Annotated in this window: 12 protein-coding genes; 9 read left to right on the forward strand and 3 right to left on the reverse strand. The window is 62.1% G+C overall.

All coding sequences use genetic code 11. The annotated features are described in order from the left end of the window. Positions 1-231: 231 nt before the first annotated feature. The 4 genes from groES (at position 232) to JG743_RS33020 (ending at position 3196) form a co-directional block, all read left to right on the forward strand. The gene (gene groES / locus JG743_RS33005; RefSeq protein ID WP_199201016.1) at positions 232-546 is read left to right on the forward strand and encodes a co-chaperone GroES; all 315 of its coding nucleotides are present in this window, start codon (positions 232-234) and stop codon (positions 544-546) included. Positions 547-602: 56 nt separating this feature from the next. Beyond that, a complete protein-coding gene (gene groL / locus JG743_RS33010) occupies positions 603-2231 on the forward strand; it encodes a chaperonin GroEL (RefSeq protein ID WP_199201018.1) in 1629 nt (542 codons plus the stop codon). A 373-nt stretch (positions 2232-2604) separates the two neighbouring features. Then, entirely contained in the window at positions 2605-2925 is a 321-nt protein-coding gene (locus JG743_RS33015) for a DUF982 domain-containing protein (RefSeq protein WP_199201020.1), read from the forward strand. A gap of 25 nt (positions 2926-2950) precedes the next feature. Further along, positions 2951-3196 (forward strand): DUF982 domain-containing protein, encoded by a 246-nt coding sequence (locus JG743_RS33020; RefSeq protein WP_199201021.1) that lies wholly within the window; start codon positions 2951-2953, stop codon positions 3194-3196. Positions 3197-3981: 785 nt separating this feature from the next. On the opposite strand, the gene JG743_RS33025 is transcribed toward JG743_RS33020, so the two are convergent. Beyond that, a complete protein-coding gene (locus JG743_RS33025; protein WP_199201022.1) occupies positions 3982-4437 on the reverse strand; it encodes a MucR family transcriptional regulator in 456 nt (151 codons plus the stop codon). 505 nt (positions 4438-4942) lie between these two features. Here JG743_RS33025 and JG743_RS33030 point away from each other — a divergent pair. From JG743_RS33030 to JG743_RS33040, 3 genes are all read left to right on the forward strand, one after another. Beyond that, positions 4943-6139 (forward strand): DUF932 domain-containing protein, encoded by a 1197-nt coding sequence (locus JG743_RS33030; RefSeq protein ID WP_199201023.1) that lies wholly within the window; start codon positions 4943-4945, stop codon positions 6137-6139. 280 nt (positions 6140-6419) lie between these two features. Continuing rightward, the gene (locus JG743_RS33035) at positions 6420-8570 is read left to right on the forward strand and encodes a ParB/RepB/Spo0J family partition protein (RefSeq protein ID WP_199201101.1); all 2151 of its coding nucleotides are present in this window, start codon (positions 6420-6422) and stop codon (positions 8568-8570) included. A gap of 97 nt (positions 8571-8667) precedes the next feature. Continuing rightward, positions 8668-9267: a DUF1419 domain-containing protein gene (locus JG743_RS33040; protein ID WP_127266138.1), complete on the forward strand. Its 600-nt coding sequence runs from the start codon at positions 8668-8670 to the stop codon at positions 9265-9267. Positions 9268-9334: 67 nt separating this feature from the next. Here JG743_RS33040 and JG743_RS33045 read toward each other — a convergent pair whose 3' ends face one another. Next, the gene (locus tag JG743_RS33045) at positions 9335-9730 is read right to left on the reverse strand and encodes a hypothetical protein (RefSeq protein WP_199201024.1); all 396 of its coding nucleotides are present in this window, start codon (positions 9728-9730) and stop codon (positions 9335-9337) included. A gap of 511 nt (positions 9731-10241) precedes the next feature. On the opposite strand from JG743_RS33045, the gene JG743_RS33050 reads away from it, so the two are divergent. Then, positions 10242-10706: a transposase gene (locus JG743_RS33050; protein WP_199201102.1), complete on the forward strand. Its 465-nt coding sequence runs from the start codon at positions 10242-10244 to the stop codon at positions 10704-10706. A gap of 35 nt (positions 10707-10741) precedes the next feature. Here JG743_RS33050 and JG743_RS33055 read toward each other — a convergent pair whose 3' ends face one another. Next, entirely contained in the window at positions 10742-11935 is a 1194-nt protein-coding gene (locus JG743_RS33055) for a DUF1173 domain-containing protein (RefSeq protein ID WP_199201025.1), read from the reverse strand. Positions 11936-12119: 184 nt separating this feature from the next. Between JG743_RS33055 and JG743_RS33060 the strand changes: the two genes are divergently transcribed. Beyond that, positions 12120-16577: a strawberry notch family protein gene (locus JG743_RS33060; protein WP_199201026.1), complete on the forward strand. Its 4458-nt coding sequence runs from the start codon at positions 12120-12122 to the stop codon at positions 16575-16577. Positions 16578-16579 lie beyond the last annotated feature (2 nt).

The following is a 16579-nucleotide window of genomic DNA, read 5'->3' on the forward strand; positions in this document are numbered from 1 at the left end:
CTGAAAGTCGCGCGCCCTTAGCGAAAATAGCTTCATGAATTCATGTCCCTAGCACTCTTGAATACAGAGTGCCAAAATTTTTCCAGCGACCCCTTGAAACCCGAAAAATGCAAAACTAGCTCGATATACGCGCGATGCCTGAAAAAGGGTCGCGGTGCCCCACGCCGGCCCGATATTGCCGGTCCGGCGTGGAGGAACCTCAAAAATCTGTTTGTCCCGAAGGAGAACGATATGACGTTCCGTCCATTGCATGATCGTATCCTGGTCCGCCGCATCGAAGCCGAGGAGAAGACGGCCGGCGGCATCATCATCCCCGACACCGCCAAGGAGAAGCCGCAGGAGGGCGAGGTGATTGCCGTAGGCCCAGGCGCCCGCGACGAGAGCGGCAAGCTCACGCCTCTCGACGTCAAGATCGGCGATCGCATCCTGTTTGGCAAATGGTCCGGCACTGAGATCAAGCTCAACGGCGAGGACCTGCTGATCATGAAGGAAAGCGACGTGATGGGCGTGATCGAGCAGGCCACGGCGGTCAAGAAGGCCGCCTGACCGAGGCGCTGGTCCAACCGCAATTCGATGAAACTGCCTATTGAAGGAGTGATCCAATGGCTGCCAAGGAAGTGAAATTCCATTCCGACGCGCGCGAGAAGATGCTGCGCGGCGTCAACATCCTCGCCGACGCGGTAAAGGTGACACTCGGCCCCAAGGGCCGCAACGTCGTCATCGACAAGTCGTTCGGCGCCCCGCGCATCACCAAGGACGGCGTCACCGTCGCCAAGGAAATCGAGCTTGAGGACAAGTTCGAGAACATGGGCGCGCAGATGGTCCGCGAAGTCGCCTCGAAGACCAGCGATCTTGCCGGCGACGGCACCACCACCGCGACCGTTCTTGCGCAGGCGATCGTCCGCGAAGGCGCCAAGGCGGTCGCGTCGGGGATGAACCCGATGGACCTGAAACGCGGCATTGACAAGGCAGTAGAAGCCGTCGTGGCTGAGCTGAAGGCCAATGCCCGCAAGGTGACCAAGAATGACGAGATCGCCCAGGTTGGCACCATCTCGGCCAATGGCGACGCCGAGATCGGCCGCTTCCTTGCGGAAGCGATGCAGAAGGTCGGCAACGAGGGCGTCATCACCGTCGAGGAAGCCAAGACCGCCGAGACCGAGCTGGAAGTCGTTGAGGGCATGCAGTTCGACCGTGGTTACCTCAGCCCGTATTTCATCACCAACCAGGACAAGATGCGCGTCGAACTGGAAGAGCCCTATGTTCTGATCCACGAGAAGAAGCTGTCCAATCTGCAGGCGCTGCTTCCGGTGCTGGAAGCTGTCGTGCAGTCGTCCAAACCGCTGCTGATCATCGCCGAGGATGTCGAGGGCGAAGCGTTGGCGACGCTGGTCGTCAACAAGCTGCGCGGTGGCCTCAAGGTCGCCGCCGTCAAGGCGCCGGGCTTCGGCGACCGCCGCAAGGCGATGCTGGAGGATATTGCCATCCTCACCGGCGGCACCGCGATCTCGGAAGATCTTGGCATCAAGCTTGAGAATGTCACGCTCAACATGTTGGGCCGCGCCAAGAAGGTGGTGATCGAGAAGGAGAACACGACCATCGTCGACGGCGCCGGCTCGAAGAGCGAGATCCAGGGTCGCGTCAGCCAGATCAAGGCGCAGATCGAGGAGACGACCTCCGACTACGACAAGGAAAAGCTGCAGGAGCGGCTGGCCAAGCTCGCCGGCGGCGTCGCCGTCATCCGCGTCGGCGGCTCGACCGAGGTCGAGGTCAAGGAGCGCAAGGACCGCGTCGACGATGCCATGCATGCGACGCGCGCTGCGGTTGAGGAAGGCGTGTTGCCAGGTGGCGGCGTGGCGCTTCTGCGCGCCGCCAAGGCACTGGACGGCGTGCAGGCCGAGAATGAGGACCAGAAACACGGTATCGAGATCGTGCGCCGCGCGATCGAGGCGCCCGTGCGCCAGATCGCCGAGAACGCCGGCGCGGAAGGCTCGATCATCGTCGGCAAGCTGCGTGAGAAACCGGAGTTCGGCTGGGGCTGGAACGCACAGACCAACGCGTTCGGCGACCTCTACAACGAGGGCGTCATCGACCCGGTGAAGGTGGTGCGGACCGCGCTCCAGGATGCGGCATCGGTTGCCGGCCTGCTGGTGACGACGGAAGCGATGGTTGCCGAGAAGCCGAAGAAGGACCCCGCGGTTCCGGCAATGCCGGCTGGCGGCATGGACTTCTGAGGAAACGCAGCGGTGTCCGCGCCCGGTGGGCGCGGACACCCTGACAAATGGTAAGGCCATGAACGTGATAAACTTGAACGTAATCCCCCCGCCGTCACGCGCGGCCACCGATCTGAACTACGAAGCAGACCTGAAGGTTGCGCTTGACCCGATACTGGTCGAGTTGCTCGACAGAGCGGAGGCCGCGGGTTGGGATCGGCGCAAAGCAGCATACACGGTGATGTTTCTGGCCGCGCGGAATCTTACCGACGGCAAAGGCCCTCCTGGAAACGGGAGTTAGGTAGGCTAAGCCGCGACGCACGCAACCTGTCGACCACGCGCCGTGGGAAAGGTTTCCGATCGATTGAGCTAAACACGTGAAACGGAGGAGAACATGGAACACAACCAGTTTCAGCATCCCGTAAGGGTGCTCGTGGGTCTTGGGTTTCCGACCGACATTCAAAGTGTACAGGACGCCTTCGTCCTGCTGGATGAATGGCCGCCATCGAAGCGAAACGCTGCTCATGGGATCGCGCTCAATGCCTGTCGGGCAGCCCTTGCCGGCGATGTGGATGCCGAAACCGCTCGTAGCACTTTTGTTGCCTTCGCCCGCCGCATGGATTTGCTTGTACCGGCCGCAGGGGACGTCGTCGCGGCTAACGCAGTCGGTGCCTTGGGCGTCGCTTCAGGAGGCCATTACAACAACTCGATGTGATCGAACCGTGCGAGCGGAGAAAACCATGAGGGATGTTCGATTTCCCGAACCAGTGAGACTTCGCGTGAAGCCCGCAAGGGAGCGCATCGTTGCCAGTTCCTGGGAAGCGCTCGAGTGCCTTCACGACCAATGGCCAATATGGGCGAGAGGACCAAGCTATCGAGCAGCCTGCCGCACTTGCCGCGATTCCCTGGACGGTTGGCGGCGCCCGCAACAAGCAAGAAGGGCCTTCTTGAAGGCGGCGCGTCGCGCCGGTCTGATCCAGACCTGACGATTGCGAGCAACGACGCATTCTCTATGGTAACTGATTGAGGTCGGAACGCGCGTGACATTCGTGCTACCGCTACCGCAACCCTGCGCTCGACTGTTGCTAGGATCGAGCGACGCCTGGCCCTGCCAAAGTTAGGCAAATCCAGGGTCGAGAACCCATCTTTCCGACAACTGACTCAGCAGGTCTCAGTTCCGTTTCCTCCCTCGGAACCTCATGGATCTCATGTGCCACCTGTGGCCGAATCCACGTAACGGCGGCGGCAATGTTGCATATTAATTGATCGGCAGCCGGAGGCTGATCGACGAATTCAGGTCGCAGCCCCTTGGCGTTTCTCGATCACATAAGACGCCCAACGGAAGCACATGCCAATCATTGATGTGGCGGCCCCGCCGACTAGGCAGGCTGCCACCCAAAAATCTTGAGATGCGCTCTTCCCGCTGACGATCGCCAATAAGACCACGCTGCCTGTCGACACAAGGTAACCTATGCCCTTCAGGGTGTGTGGTGAAACCATGGTTGTCCTCCTCTCGTTCAGCCGCTCTGGAACCGTGACACGAGAGCGAAGTTCCAGATGCGCACAAGCGCGATTCACCTTTCGTTCACGATATTAGCGCAGGCTCATATTTAGACATACGCTACGGCGTCCATGGTAAGTTCTGGGTGTTCTGCAAGGGCGGGTTAGCAGATTGCTGCAAGGCGTTGCGAATTCCGTGGAGATAAAGGAACTTCTTGAAACGGAAGGCGGGGGTCCCCGCCTTCCTCCAGAGCGAGGCTCGATTGCCTGATCAAGCTGCGACCTTCTTGCGAACCCGCTTCGTCGGCTCCGCCGCTTTCGGTTTGCGGCCGAGCCCCATCGTCTTGGCTAATGCCGAGCGCGCGGCGGCGTAATTCGGCGCGACCATGGGATAATCAGCCGGGAGACCCCATTTGGCGCGATATTCATCCGGCGTCAGTCCGTAGTGGGTCGACAGATGGCGCTTCAGCGACTTGAATTTCTTGCCGTCCTCAAGGGAGATGATGTAGTCCGGTGTCACCGACTTCCTGATCGGCACCGCAGGCTTTTGCGCTTCCGGCATTTCTGCGGAAACGTTGCCGATCGTGCCTTTCAGTGCTGCGTGCACCTGGTCGATCAGGGCGGGGAGATCGCCCAATGGGACCGGATTGTTGGAGACATAGGCTGAGACGACATCAGCGGTGAACTCGATGAGGACGTCGGTTTTGTTGTCGGCTTCTTCTGTCATGAAAACTCTCCAGAGTAGCTTGAAAGACAGTCGGCGAAGTGCTGCTTCATAGTGGTGGTTGTCGGTAGAAGCAATGAATCCCCGGCAGCATTTTGCGATGCTGCGGTTAACAGCGATGCGTCTCGACTTTTGCGCGCGTATTTATTCGGTGGGACAGATCCCTTCCCCGTCATAGAGGCGTGCCACCCAGTTAATGATGCCGCTTGCCTGGTAGTACTGTGCTGAACCGATCGGGTAATTACGATTGAGGTAATTTCTCGAAATGCCCGGGGTTACGTTGGGCCGCCTGCATGACATGTTCCATCGCGCTGGTCCCGACCTCAGGCGCAAGCGTTCCTGAAACCCGAGCCTTCCGTCTTGGGCGTCAACCCTGACGCGGCCGCTGCCGCTACGCCGACGCTTCTGGTGGCGCGCGGATGCCGGGAGAGGAGGAGTGCGGGCGGGTTGCGGTGGCGGGTGAAGGTCCAGGAGAGAGTCTCCCGGCGCCCGCCGAGGAGCCACACCCATGACCCAGATGGAAATTCACACGCCCCAGCGCAACGAGCGTGCTGGTTACAAGGTCGACGTCAGCCGCGGCCAACGCATCGGCCGCGTGTCGTCAGAATGGTTCAACCGGCCAGCGGACGAGCGATACCTATCGCTCACCGACCTTCGGAATTCGGTGAAGAGCCGATCGGAGCGCAGCAAGACCCGCGTCGTCGAAAGTGAGCTGATCCGCGTCGAGGCCAGCCGCGACGACCCGGAGCGCCTGAGGCTAATGCTACCCGATGCGTCGGCCCCAGTTGCCCCCACCCATTGGAGTTTTGGCCAACTAGCCAGCCTGGTCGGCGCGCCGGCCACCTATCTTCGCCAGCTTCCTGCTCCGCTCGCAGCGATCAACCTTCAGCATGGTCTCCTCAATCACCGTGCCGAGCAGGTGAAGACGCTGGAAATCGAGAACGGACGCCTCGAACTGCGAGCTGTAACAGGCCCTGATTACGGCAGAATATTTGACTCGGAGCTGGTGGACGCCGTGCAAAAGATCGCCGGCAACGGTACCGGCGACACGCGCTGGAAAGTACCCGGCGTGCTCGACTGGTCAACGGGAATATACAATCCGCACGTCGACATCTCCTGGGACACCACGACGCTCTACGCGTCTGATCGCGATGTCTTCGTGTTCCTCGTCGACGATCTGAACCCGATCGAGGCCGGGCGGTTGCCGAATGGGGAACCGGATCTCTATTTCCGCGGCTTCTACTGCTGGAATTCCGAAGTCGGAGCCCGCACCCTCGGGATCGCCAGCTTCTATCTGCGCGCAGTGTGCCAGAATCGAAATCTGTGGGGCGTGGAAGATTTCGAGGAAATCACCATCCGCCATTCAAAATACGCAGCCTCCCGTTTCGCCCTGGAGGCCGAGCCGGCCCTGATCCAGTTTGCCGATTCCTCGCCCATGCCGTTCGTCAACGGCATCAAGACAGCGCGGCAACGGATCGTCGCTCGGGACGACGACGATCGCCAGAGCTTCCTGCGCAAGCGCGGCTTCTCCAAGTCCGAGACTGCAAAGATCATCGATATTGTTCTCATGGAGGAAGGCAGACCGCCGGAATCAATCTTTGATTTCGTGCAGGGCATCACGCGGATCGCGCGCGACAAGCCGCATCAGGATGTTCGCCTGGAAATGGAGGGCAAGGCCAAGAAGCTTCTCGATTTCGCCGCCTGATCCTGCGCAGGCCGGCGAAACTCTCGTCGCCGGCCTCGCCTACGGGCCGTCTCCATCGATCCCAGCGCGGTCCTCCGATGCAAGAGGACGGCGCTTTTTTCATGGGAGAACCCTGTGACGCCAACGTGCTGGAGGCCCGCGGGTGGCACGATCGCGTCGAGATCCGCGAGCCGGGGCCAAGTTGGCGTGAGGCCTGGAGGCAGAGGAGGGAGGGGAGGGTTCTGACGGGTTTGGAGGTTCGGGGAGAGGCCCCGGGCCGCCCGTCATGGAGAACCTGACCATGGCAAAGAACGCCATTGAGAAGATCGCGATGAACGCAGCGGAGAATATTCCCTATGACAAGCTGATGCTGTCGCAGAAGAATGTTCGGCGCATCAAGGACGGCGTGTCGATCGAGCAGCTGGCCGAAGACATCGGACGGCGAAAGCTGATCCAGAGCCTGAACGTCCGTCCTGTGCTCGACGGTGAAGGCGAGGAGACCGGCACGTTCGAGGTGCCCGCCGGCGGCCGGCGTTACCTCGCGCTCGGGATCCTCATCAAGCAAAAGCGCCTGGCGAAGAACGAGCCGATCCCATGCATCGTCAACCGCGGGCAGGAGACCTCGGCCGAGGAAGATTCGCTTGCCGAAAATCTGCGGCGCGCCGACCTGCACCCGCTCGACCAGTTTCGGGCCTTCAAGACGCTCAGCGATCAGGGCCTCGATCCCGACGAGATCGGCGCCCGCTTCTTCGTATCGTCGGCGACGGTCAGGCAGCGCCTACGGCTGGCCTCGGTGTCACCGAAACTTCTCGATCTCTACGAGAAGGACGAAATCCGGCTCGAACAGCTCATGGCGTTCTCGATCGCGGACGATCATGCGCGCCAGGAACAGGTCTGGGAGCGGATTGCCAGCTCGCACACGCAGGAACCATACTACATCAGGCGCCTGCTGACGGAGACGACGGTGCGGGCCGATGATCGCCGGGCCGTCTATGTCGGCGCCGAAGCCTATGAGGCGGCTGGCGGCATCATCCTTCGCGACCTGTTCGAGCAGGATTCCGGCGGCTGGTTCCAGGATGCCGGACTTCTTGAGCAACTGGTCTTCGACAGGCTGAAGATGGATGCCGAGGCAATCCGCACCGACGGCTGGAAATGGGTCGAGGCGGCGATCAGCTTTCCCTATGGCCACACCTCTGGCATGCGGCGCATCTACGCCGAAGCGCAGGAGCTCAGCGCCGAGGAGATCGAACGCTATGACGCGCTGAAGGCCGAATACGCCAAGCTGGATGCGGACTATGCCCAGGCCGAGGATGCCGACGAAGCAATCGAGGCGAAGCTCGACCAGCTGGGAGCTGAGCTCGATGCGATCGATGATCGTCCTCAAAGCTACGATCCCGCCCAGAAGTCCATCGCCGGTGTGTTCGTTACGCTTGCCGCGAATGGCAAGCTCCAGGTCGACGCGGGTTTCGTACGGTCAGAGGACGAACCGCGGACCGAACCCGGCGATGTCGATGAGGGCGAGGAAGGGAGCGCCGACGGCGGAAACCGATCCAATGGCGACGACGATGGCGATGGTGTTGTCGTCAACGGCAAGCCGGTGAACGACGCCTCTGGCGATGATGGCGAGGACGATCGCATTAAGCCACTGCCCGATCGGCTCGTCTTCGACCTGACCGCGCAGCGGACATTGGCACTGCGCAACGCGCTCGCCGGTGACGTCGACATCGCCTTCGTCGCCGCACTCCATGCCTTCGTCCTGCAGGTTTTCTATCGCTTCGCGCCGGACACGTGCCTGGAGATCAGTCTGAAGAGCGGCAGCTTTAGCCAGGTCGACGGTCTTGCCGAGACATCCTGGGCCAAGGAGGTCGCCGAGCGGCACGAAGCCTGGGACCGCGATTTGCCCGATGAAGCGGAAGCCCTGTGGGACTTCCTTCTCGGCCTCGACGAAGCAAGCCGCAAGGCGCTGTTCGCGCACTGCGTCTCGCTGACCCTCAATGCGGTGGTCGAACCCTGGAACAGGCGACCGAAGGCGCTCGAGCATGCAGACAGGCTTGGCCGCTCGCTCCAGTTCGACATGGTCGACGCAGGCTGGACGCCCACGGTCGAGTTCCTCGGGCGGCTCACCAAGGCGCGGATCCTGCAGGCTGTGCGTGAAGCGCGTGGCGCAGACTCCGCGCAGCTGATCGACCACATGAAGAAGGACATCATGGCCCGTGAAGCCGCCCGTCTTCTCGAAGGATCGAACTGGCTGCCCGAGCCGCTGCGCCTTGAGGTCGATGAAGTGGTTTCCGATGCTGGCGACGCGGTCGCCGGCGAGATGTCGGAAGAGGCGGCTCCCGACGACGATGCCGCCGAGCTGCCGGCCTTCCTCGCCGACGATGCGGATCCGTCCTCCGATGAGCCGGTGACCATAGACGGCGACGAGGCCGACCACCTTCAGGCCGCCGAATAACCGGCCGCAGGCTCGGCCCGCGCCAGCCACAACACAGCAAGCAGTTGCCATGGCGCGGCGATGCCGCGCGTGGCCGACTTGCCTTCAGGAGAACCTCATGACCGCACATCCACCCTTCAGGAAGGTGCTCGACGGCGTCGCCACCCGCGAGCAGATGTTCCAACTGTTCAGCCGTCACAAAGACACTCCCGGCATCGATCCCAATTCCGGCACTCCCTATTCAGGCGAGTGGTTTGAGATCACCGCGTCCGAATACCACTTCATGCTAGATTTGTTGCCGCCGCTCTTCATGCGCACCGGCATGTTCGGAATGTCGGAGTATAAGGCCGGCAACGTGACCAGCGTATTCTTCGCGATCCGGATCCGGGGCCGGGAGCGCTGGTTTCATGGCTTCTGCGATCTCACGGATCGGCAGTCGCCAGACAAGATGCGCGCCGCCATCATCGCCCACGAGACCGGCGCGAGCGACAGCATGACCCGCGCGGAAAAGCTCGAGGCGATCTGGAACATAACCCCTGTCGAGCTCAGGGGGACAGCCCGCAATGCAGACCCCGAGACCGGGTGGGCCGAACATCGCGGCAAACGCACGATTCTCGTTAACGCCGGAAGGCATGATGCTGCCTTCAGGCTGCTCGATGACCTGTCGGATCTCGAGATCGCCGAGTACCTGTCCAAAGTGCGATTGCGTCGGAGCTGACGAAGGACATGCGAGACCGTATGGCCAACTGCAACGAGGATACAAGCATCCGGCCTTCAGCAAAACTTCAGTGCCTGCCACGCGGGAAGTACCCGGCATTGCGTAAAGCGCCGATGAACAAGCTGGCCGGGCCGGCGATACTCGTCCTGGCCTGCGTTGCGAGCGGCATATTGTTCCAGTCCTCCAACGGAGCGATAAAGCTGGAGAAAGTGCCATTGACCATGCAATGGCTGGTCAACAAGCCCTGCTTATCCAGCACCAGAACCCCTGTCTGATTGCTTGGATACCGGATGGCGGCGACGCGCTGAAGTTCCATGTCGCCATCGATGCGCAAATTGAAAAGCAGCACGCCCTGGCTTCTGTGGGCGACTTCCGCGACTTTTTCCGCGAAAGGAACAGAAAGCGCACGAACGCTGTCGACCGCCATCCCGAAAACAAGCGCGTCCAGCTCATCCGCCGCCATGAGAAGATTAGTTCCCAAGAATATAAGGATTGCAACAGGTCCAGCCGGAATTGTGCACAGTCATCGCACTCCGCCGGCTAGACGCCTGAGCATCGCGTGTATGAGGCAGCTCTCTCTCGGTAGGCATGTTGCCTCGTTGATTGAGCCGATTGCCCTAGGCCCATGACACACCGCTTGCTCGTTGCGGAGCTTCTCCGATAAAGCACGGCGAAAGCGATATGATACGTCGGGTACTCGCTAACACGAACTGCGACTTGGCTTGCAAGTCATGCTGATATCAAGGAACAGACTATGAAGCGCCAGATCCGGCCATTCATCGTGGAAATGAAACAGAGGCGCGGTAAGCAGAAGCCAAGCCATTCGATCTGGGGGCGATCTCGACCTGTCCAAGATTGCCACCGAGATGACGCAGCCGGGCTATGCTGCTCCGCTCCCAAATTCCCAGGTCATTGACTTCAGTATAAGACCCCTTGATGCTGAAGAAGGGGATAAACCACAAGCGGAGTATATGATGGCCGATTTTCAGGACGCTCAGACTGTTCAGACGACAGTAGCGCCAGCCAAAGTGGAAGTGCCTGAATCCAAGAAGAAAGTTCCGCGAGAAAAGAAATCGAAGGCAGAGCTCGTAAAGCCGGCCCGCAAGAACGGAGCGAAACCTGCGCCCGCGGCCGCAGGAGCTCCCGTGGCAGCGAAGACCGCCCGCAAGACATATTCCGAGAAGGAACGCGCCCAGAAGCTTGCCCAGATCGAGAAATCGATCGCTGCCGGCGCGACCAGCAAGATTGCGGTCGGCCAGGCCGGCATATCGGAGCAGACCTACTATTATTGGAAGAGGGCTGTGGCGCCCGCTTCGGACAGCGGCGATCTCCGTGATCTTGTCGCGCTAGAAGAAGAAAACAAGCGCCTTAAGAACCTGCTCGCTGACCGTCTGCGCAAGGAAAATGCCGAGCTCAAGAAGAAGCTGGGCCTGGCCTAAGGCATACTGAGGCGCGTTGGAAATTCCGCCGACGCTCAAAGGGGTAGCGGCGGCATATCGCCTTCGCCGACCCGCCAGACCCAGGAGCCGATCTCCGGACGCGCGGCCATCAAATCCTGCAACGAAGCGTTGAACGCTTCGTCCGCACCGGCCGGGACAACAAAGAGGGCGATCGGCTCTTGCCTGTTCTGAAGCAAAGCGTTGGCGATCGGTTGGTCGGTTTGCAGGTCGTAGCGCAATCCCTTCACGCTCTTCTCGCGCAGGCGGGCGAGCCCATCGACGAGCCTTTTCTCCGGGACCGTCTCGTAGGGAATCCAGTTCTCGGAGACCACCATCAACGCAATCTCCTCGACAATGGCGAGGCCGGCCGGGTTCAGTCCGAAGGTCGCGATCACCATCAGATGTGAGTTCGGATCCGCTGCCCACAGCGACAATTCTCTCTCGAAACGTGCCTGCAAACGGCGATGCAATGCATCGTCGATGATGAAGGGAAAGCCGGGCAAGTGCCTAATGACGAGTTTCTGACCGGAGCGGGCGGGAACCATCTCCTTCATCTCGCCCACCAGGACGAGCAACTTTCGTGGACCTGATTTCGGCGGGAGCGCCGTGCCGAGAACCGCGTTGCGACGCTGCTCGATGGCTTGCCTGTTCTCGGCCCGAAACGGCTCGGGCACGAACAGGATATCGGCGAGTGGTCCGCCCCTCACTGTCATTTGCCCGGCAGCCTCGAGCAGATGCCAACGGACATTCCACCAATGCCGCTTGCCGGCCCACCTCGATGTCCAGACCGTCAGTTCGGCCTCGTGCCAGAGATAATGAAGCAGGCCACGCAGCGACATCCGCCTGGGATCGGCGGTTACACCGGCGGAACTTTGCCCCGCAGGCACCGATGCCGCCCGGCTCCCCGTCTTCGACAGGCTGAAATCCAACTTGAGGGCGGCCAAGCCGTTTTGCGGATCGAGCTGTATCGCACTGCCCATCAAGGCGCCCAGGCCGGACAGTTCGTAAGGCGATTCATATGAATCACAGGACGGATCATGGCCGCCGCCGCTCAGCGGCATGCGCTTGATCAAATGAAGGTCGCCGATGCGGGCGATGTACATCGGGCAGCCCGGCTCGCGGCACAGGCATAGCGGACGCTCGGTGCGGGCATAGGCCTTGGCCAGCGCCGCTTGCAGGTTAGGTGCTCCCTCCTCGTAGACCTCGCTGCCAATTTTGAACCGTCGCATCCCCTCCATAGCTCCAGGTCGCCGCCGCATCCCCTGCGCGCATTCAAGTCTGGCTTCGCGCAGAGCGCAACCCCTTTGGTGCATCGGCGCCAGAGGCAGAGGGGAGCCGGGAGGAGTGTGGCCCGGCTGGCGCGGAGAGAGTGCCGGCGTGAGGGCCACTCTCCCTCTCGCGAAGGACATCTCCATGAACATCGTTTCGACCACATCGATCGTCGCCCGTACGGCCGCTTCCCTTGCCGCGCCGGCACAAGACGCCGTCAACAACGCCCAGGCGATCCATCAGGCGGCAAAGCACCTTCTGCCTTTTCTCGAGCAGGGTGAGCCTGTCACCACCGCCGCACTGCGCACCGCCATGACGACAAGTTTTGGCGGCAGCGATGCGCAAGGGTTCTGGGTCTGGAAGGACGCCTATGAGTCGCTGGAAGTCGCGCAGGTGCTGTTTCTGCGCCGGTTCGGTCCGGCGATCCTGTCCCGGTCGACCACGCCCCAGGCAATGCTGGCGATGATGAAGCGCATCGCCGACCTTCTTCCCACCCATACGCGACGGTCGGACGAGAGCCAGGCCATGCAGCAGCTCTCCACGCCCTTGCCGCTGGCCTTCGTTACAGCGCACGCCGCGGCGATCGCATCTTGCGACCTCGTTCTCGAACCCTCGGCCGGCACCGGTCTGCTCGCCGTCCATGCCGAGATGGCGCGCGCCTCGATCGCCGTCAATGAGCTTGCCGCGACGCGGGCCGATCTCCTCGACCTGCTGTTTCGACGGTTGCCCGTCTCGCGGCACGACGCCGCCCATATCGACGATCATCTCGACGCGGCCATTGAGCCGTCCGTCGTGCTGATGAATCCACCCTTCAGCGTCGGCGCTTATGTCGACGGCCATGTCGCCGATGCGGCATGGCGGCATCTCTCTTCCGCATTCGCACGCCTGCGCGCCGGCGGGCGCCTGGTCGCCATTACCGGCACCGGGCTGTCTCCCGAAAACCCCAAATGGCGGCCCGCTTTCGAAGGCCTGCAGCAGCGGGGCACCGTCATCTTCAACGCAGCGATCGACGGCCGTGTCTACGCCCGCCATGGCACCACCACTGAGACCCGCCTGACAATTATCGACAAGGTACCGGCCACGGACCCGACCGGCTTCGTCCCGTCGCCCGGCAAGGCCACGGATGTTGAAACGCTGCTCTCCTGGATCACCGATCTGCCGCCGCGGGCGCCGGGCGGCTTTCCGGACTCGATCGGTGCATTTTCCAGCGGCATCCTGCGCAATGCCGCCATGCACATGGGTGCCCGATCGGGTGCGGCTCTCGCCCCCCTCGCTGTCTCAAGGGCTGCTCCGAAGACCATCCAATCGGTCCGTCCGATTGCGCGGGCGAAGCCCGCTCGCCAGGTCATGGCAAACAGCACGCCGGCTGTCCCCCTCGCCTATGAGCTCCGCGACTGGATGCCGGAGCAGGGCGGCCGGCTTACCGACACGATCTACGAACCATATGCCCTCCAGTCGATCGACATTCCCCGCGCAAAACCGCATCCGACGCCGCTGGTACAATCGGCCGCCATGGCCGCCGTCGCGCCACCAAAACCTTCCTATCGTCCGCTCCTTCCTGATGCGATCATCGACGAGGGCCTCCTGTCGGACGCCCAGCTCGAAAGCGTCATCTATGCAGGCGAAGCCCATTGCGGCCATCTCACTGGCGCCTGGACGGTTGACGAGACCTGCGATGTCGTCTCGGCCGCGCCAGAAGGTGTTGCGAACGCCGTCCGCTTCCGTCGTGGTTGGTTTTTGGGTGATGGAACCGGCTGCGGCAAGGGACGGCAAGTCGCCGGCATCATCCTCGACAATTGGCTGCAGGGGCGGCGCCGCGCGATCTGGATTTCCAAGTCGGACAAGCTGCTGGAAGACGCTCAACGCGATTGGGCGGCACTTGGCCAGGAAAAACTTCTCGTGCAGCCGCTGTCGCGCTATCGGCAGGGCACGCCGATCCGCCTTGCCGAAGGCATCCTCTTCACCACCTACGCAACCCTTCGTTCCCAGGAACGCGAGGGCAAGAAGTCCCGCATCGCCCAGATCCTCGATTGGGTCGGGAAGGACTTTGATGGCGTCATCGTCTTCGACGAGGCGCACGCCATGGCCAATGCCGCCGGCGGCAAAGGCGAGCGCGGTGGCGTTGCTCCCTCGCAGCAGGGCAGGGCGGGCTTGCGGCTGCAGCACGCCCTTCCCGACGCGCGCGTCGTCTACGTCTCCGCGACCGGTGCGACCGCGGTCGAGAACCTGTCCTATGCGCAGCGTCTCGGCATCTGGGGCAGCGAGGATTTTCCATTCGCCAACCGCGCCGAATTCGTCGCCGCGATTGAGGATGGCGGTGTCGCGGCGATGGAAGTGCTCGCCCGCGATCTCAAATCGCTCGGTCTCTATACGGCGCGTTCGCTCTCCTATGACGGCGTCGAATACGACCTCCTCGAGCACACGCTGACCGAGGAGCAGATCCGCATCTACAACGCCTATGCCGATGCATTCCAGGTCATCCACAACAACCTGACCGCCGCACTCAAGGCGGCCAACATCACCAGCGAGGCAGGCACGCTGAACCGCAACGCCAAGTCGGCGGCACGCTCAGCCTTCGAGAGCACGAAGCAGCGCTTCTTCAGCCATCTCATCACCTCGATGATGACGCCGACCCTGATCGGCGTGATCGAGCAGGACCTCGCCGACGGTCATTCGGCGGTCGTGCAGATCGTCTCCACCGGCGAAGCGCTGATGGAACGACGCCTTGCCGAGATCCCGACCGAGGAATGGTCGGATCTGCATGTCGACATCACGCCGCGCGAGTACGTCGGCGGGTACTTGATGCACTCCTTCCCCACGCAGTTGTTCGAGGAATATTCGGATGCGGAGGGCAACGTCTATTCGCGGCCTGTCCATGACGAAGATGGCAATCCCGTCCGGTGCCGGGAGGCCGTGCGTCGGCGCGACGAGATGATCGAGAAGCTCGGGTCGCTGCCGCCGGTCGGCAGCGCGCTCGACCAGATCCTCCATCACTTTGGCACCGACACCGTCGCCGAGGTGACCGGCCGCTCGCGCCGCATCGTGAAGAATACCGGCCGCGATGGCATCGACCGGCTTGCCGTCGAGAATCGCCCAGGCTTGGCCAACCTCGCCGAGACCCAGAGTTTTATGGACGACGACAAGCGCGTGCTGATTTTTTCAGAGGCCGGCGGCACCGGTCGCTCCTACCACGCCGATCTCGGGGCGCGAAACCAGAGGCTGCGCAAGCACTATCTGCTCGAAGCCGGCTGGCGCGCCGACAACGCCATCCAGGGTCTCGGACGGACCCACCGCACAAATCAGAAGCAACCGCCGTTGTTCCGGCCGATGGCCGCCAATGTGAAGGCGGGCAAGCGCTTCCTGTCAACCATAGCGCGACGTCTCGACACGCTGGGCGCGATCACACGCGGCCAGCGCCAGACTGGCGGGGCAGGGCTGTTCCGTGCCGAAGACAATCTCGAGAGCCCGTACGCGCGGGCCGCACTTCGCCAATTCTACATGCTGCTGCATCAGGGCAAGATCGAAGGTTGTTCGCTCACGACCTTCGAGACCGTGACCGGGCTGTCTTTAACGACCGACGAGGGCGGGTTGCGCGACGAGCTGCCGCCGATCACGACCTGGCTCAACCGCCTGCTGGCGCTGCGCATCGAAACACAGAACCTGCTGTTCGAAGTGTTCGAGCAGTTGATGACGGCGAAGGTCGAGGCCGCGATCGCTGCCGGCTCCTATGACAAAGGTCTGGAGACGATTGCGGCGGAGAGCATCGTCGTCACCGATCGTCGCACCGTCTACATGCATCCGGTCTCGGGCGCGCAGTCGCATGTGCTGACCGTCGCGCGCAGGGACCGTATTCGGCCGCTCGGTCTGGTCGATGCGCTGGCGATCACCCGCGCGGAGCCACAATCTGTTCTGTTGGTGAACACGCGGTCGAACCGCGCGGCGATACAGCTGCCGACGGCGAGCCTGATGCTCGACGACGGCACGATAGAGCATCGCGTACGCCTGCTGCGGCCGACGGACGAGGTGCGCTTCGGTCTCGACGCCCTTGCCGAAACCCACTGGCAGCCCGCCGACCGAAAACTTTTCTGCGACCTGTGGCAAGCAGAAGTCGCCGCCCTCCCGGAGTTCACCACCAGCACCTTCCACATCGTGACGGGTCTGCTGCTCCCGATCTGGCGTCGGCTGCCGGACCATGATTGTCAGGTCTACCGGATCCAGACCGATGCCGGCGAACGCATCATCGGGCGTCACATTGCGCCGACCCTTGTCACGACCATGTTCCGCAATCTGGGGCTCGATAATGTACCGGCGCTCGCACCGGACGATGCATGGACCGGCTTGGTCGAGGGCAGGATCGAGTTACAACTTGCCGACGGCTTGATCCTGCGCCGCAGTCGGGTCATGAACGATTACCGTATCGAGCTGATCGGCTTCACGGACGCTTTTGTTCCCCGACTGAAGGCGCTGGGGCTGATCTCCGAGATCATCTCCTGGAAGCTCCGGCTGTTCATCCCGACGTCCACGCTGGGGTCCGCCATCCTCGCCTCCCTTCTCGAGCGCCATACGCTGGTCGGGGTCACCGACCGTACTGCAGTGGCTTGAGG

It is taken from the genome of Mesorhizobium sp. 131-2-1, from assembly GCF_016756535.1.
In the GTDB taxonomy this organism is placed as follows: Bacteria; Pseudomonadota; Alphaproteobacteria; order Rhizobiales; family Rhizobiaceae; genus Mesorhizobium.

Excerpts from the sequence above, each read along its gene's own strand:
- groL (WP_199201018.1), top strand. The coding sequence starts at position 603 with ATGGCTGCCAAGGAAGTGAAATTCCATTCCGACGCGCGCGAGAAGATG.
- JG743_RS33035 (WP_199201101.1), top strand. The coding sequence starts at position 6,420 with ATGGCAAAGAACGCCATTGAGAAGATCGCGATGAACGCAGCGGAGAAT.
- JG743_RS33015 (WP_199201020.1), top strand. The coding sequence starts at position 2,605 with ATGGAACACAACCAGTTTCAGCATCCCGTAAGGGTGCTCGTGGGTCTT.
- JG743_RS33055 (WP_199201025.1), bottom strand. The coding sequence starts at position 11,935 with ATGCGACGGTTCAAAATTGGCAGCGAGGTCTACGAGGAGGGAGCACCT.
- groES (WP_199201016.1), top strand. The coding sequence starts at position 232 with ATGACGTTCCGTCCATTGCATGATCGTATCCTGGTCCGCCGCATCGAA.
- JG743_RS33045 (WP_199201024.1), bottom strand. The coding sequence starts at position 9,730 with ATGGCGGCGGATGAGCTGGACGCGCTTGTTTTCGGGATGGCGGTCGAC.
- JG743_RS33025 (WP_199201022.1), bottom strand. The coding sequence starts at position 4,437 with ATGACAGAAGAAGCCGACAACAAAACCGACGTCCTCATCGAGTTCACC.
- JG743_RS33040 (WP_127266138.1), top strand. The coding sequence starts at position 8,668 with ATGACCGCACATCCACCCTTCAGGAAGGTGCTCGACGGCGTCGCCACC.
- JG743_RS33020 (WP_199201021.1), top strand. The coding sequence starts at position 2,951 with ATGAGGGATGTTCGATTTCCCGAACCAGTGAGACTTCGCGTGAAGCCC.
- JG743_RS33050 (WP_199201102.1), top strand. The coding sequence starts at position 10,242 with ATGGCCGATTTTCAGGACGCTCAGACTGTTCAGACGACAGTAGCGCCA.
- JG743_RS33030 (WP_199201023.1), top strand. The coding sequence starts at position 4,943 with ATGACCCAGATGGAAATTCACACGCCCCAGCGCAACGAGCGTGCTGGT.
- JG743_RS33060 (WP_199201026.1), top strand. The coding sequence starts at position 12,120 with ATGAACATCGTTTCGACCACATCGATCGTCGCCCGTACGGCCGCTTCC.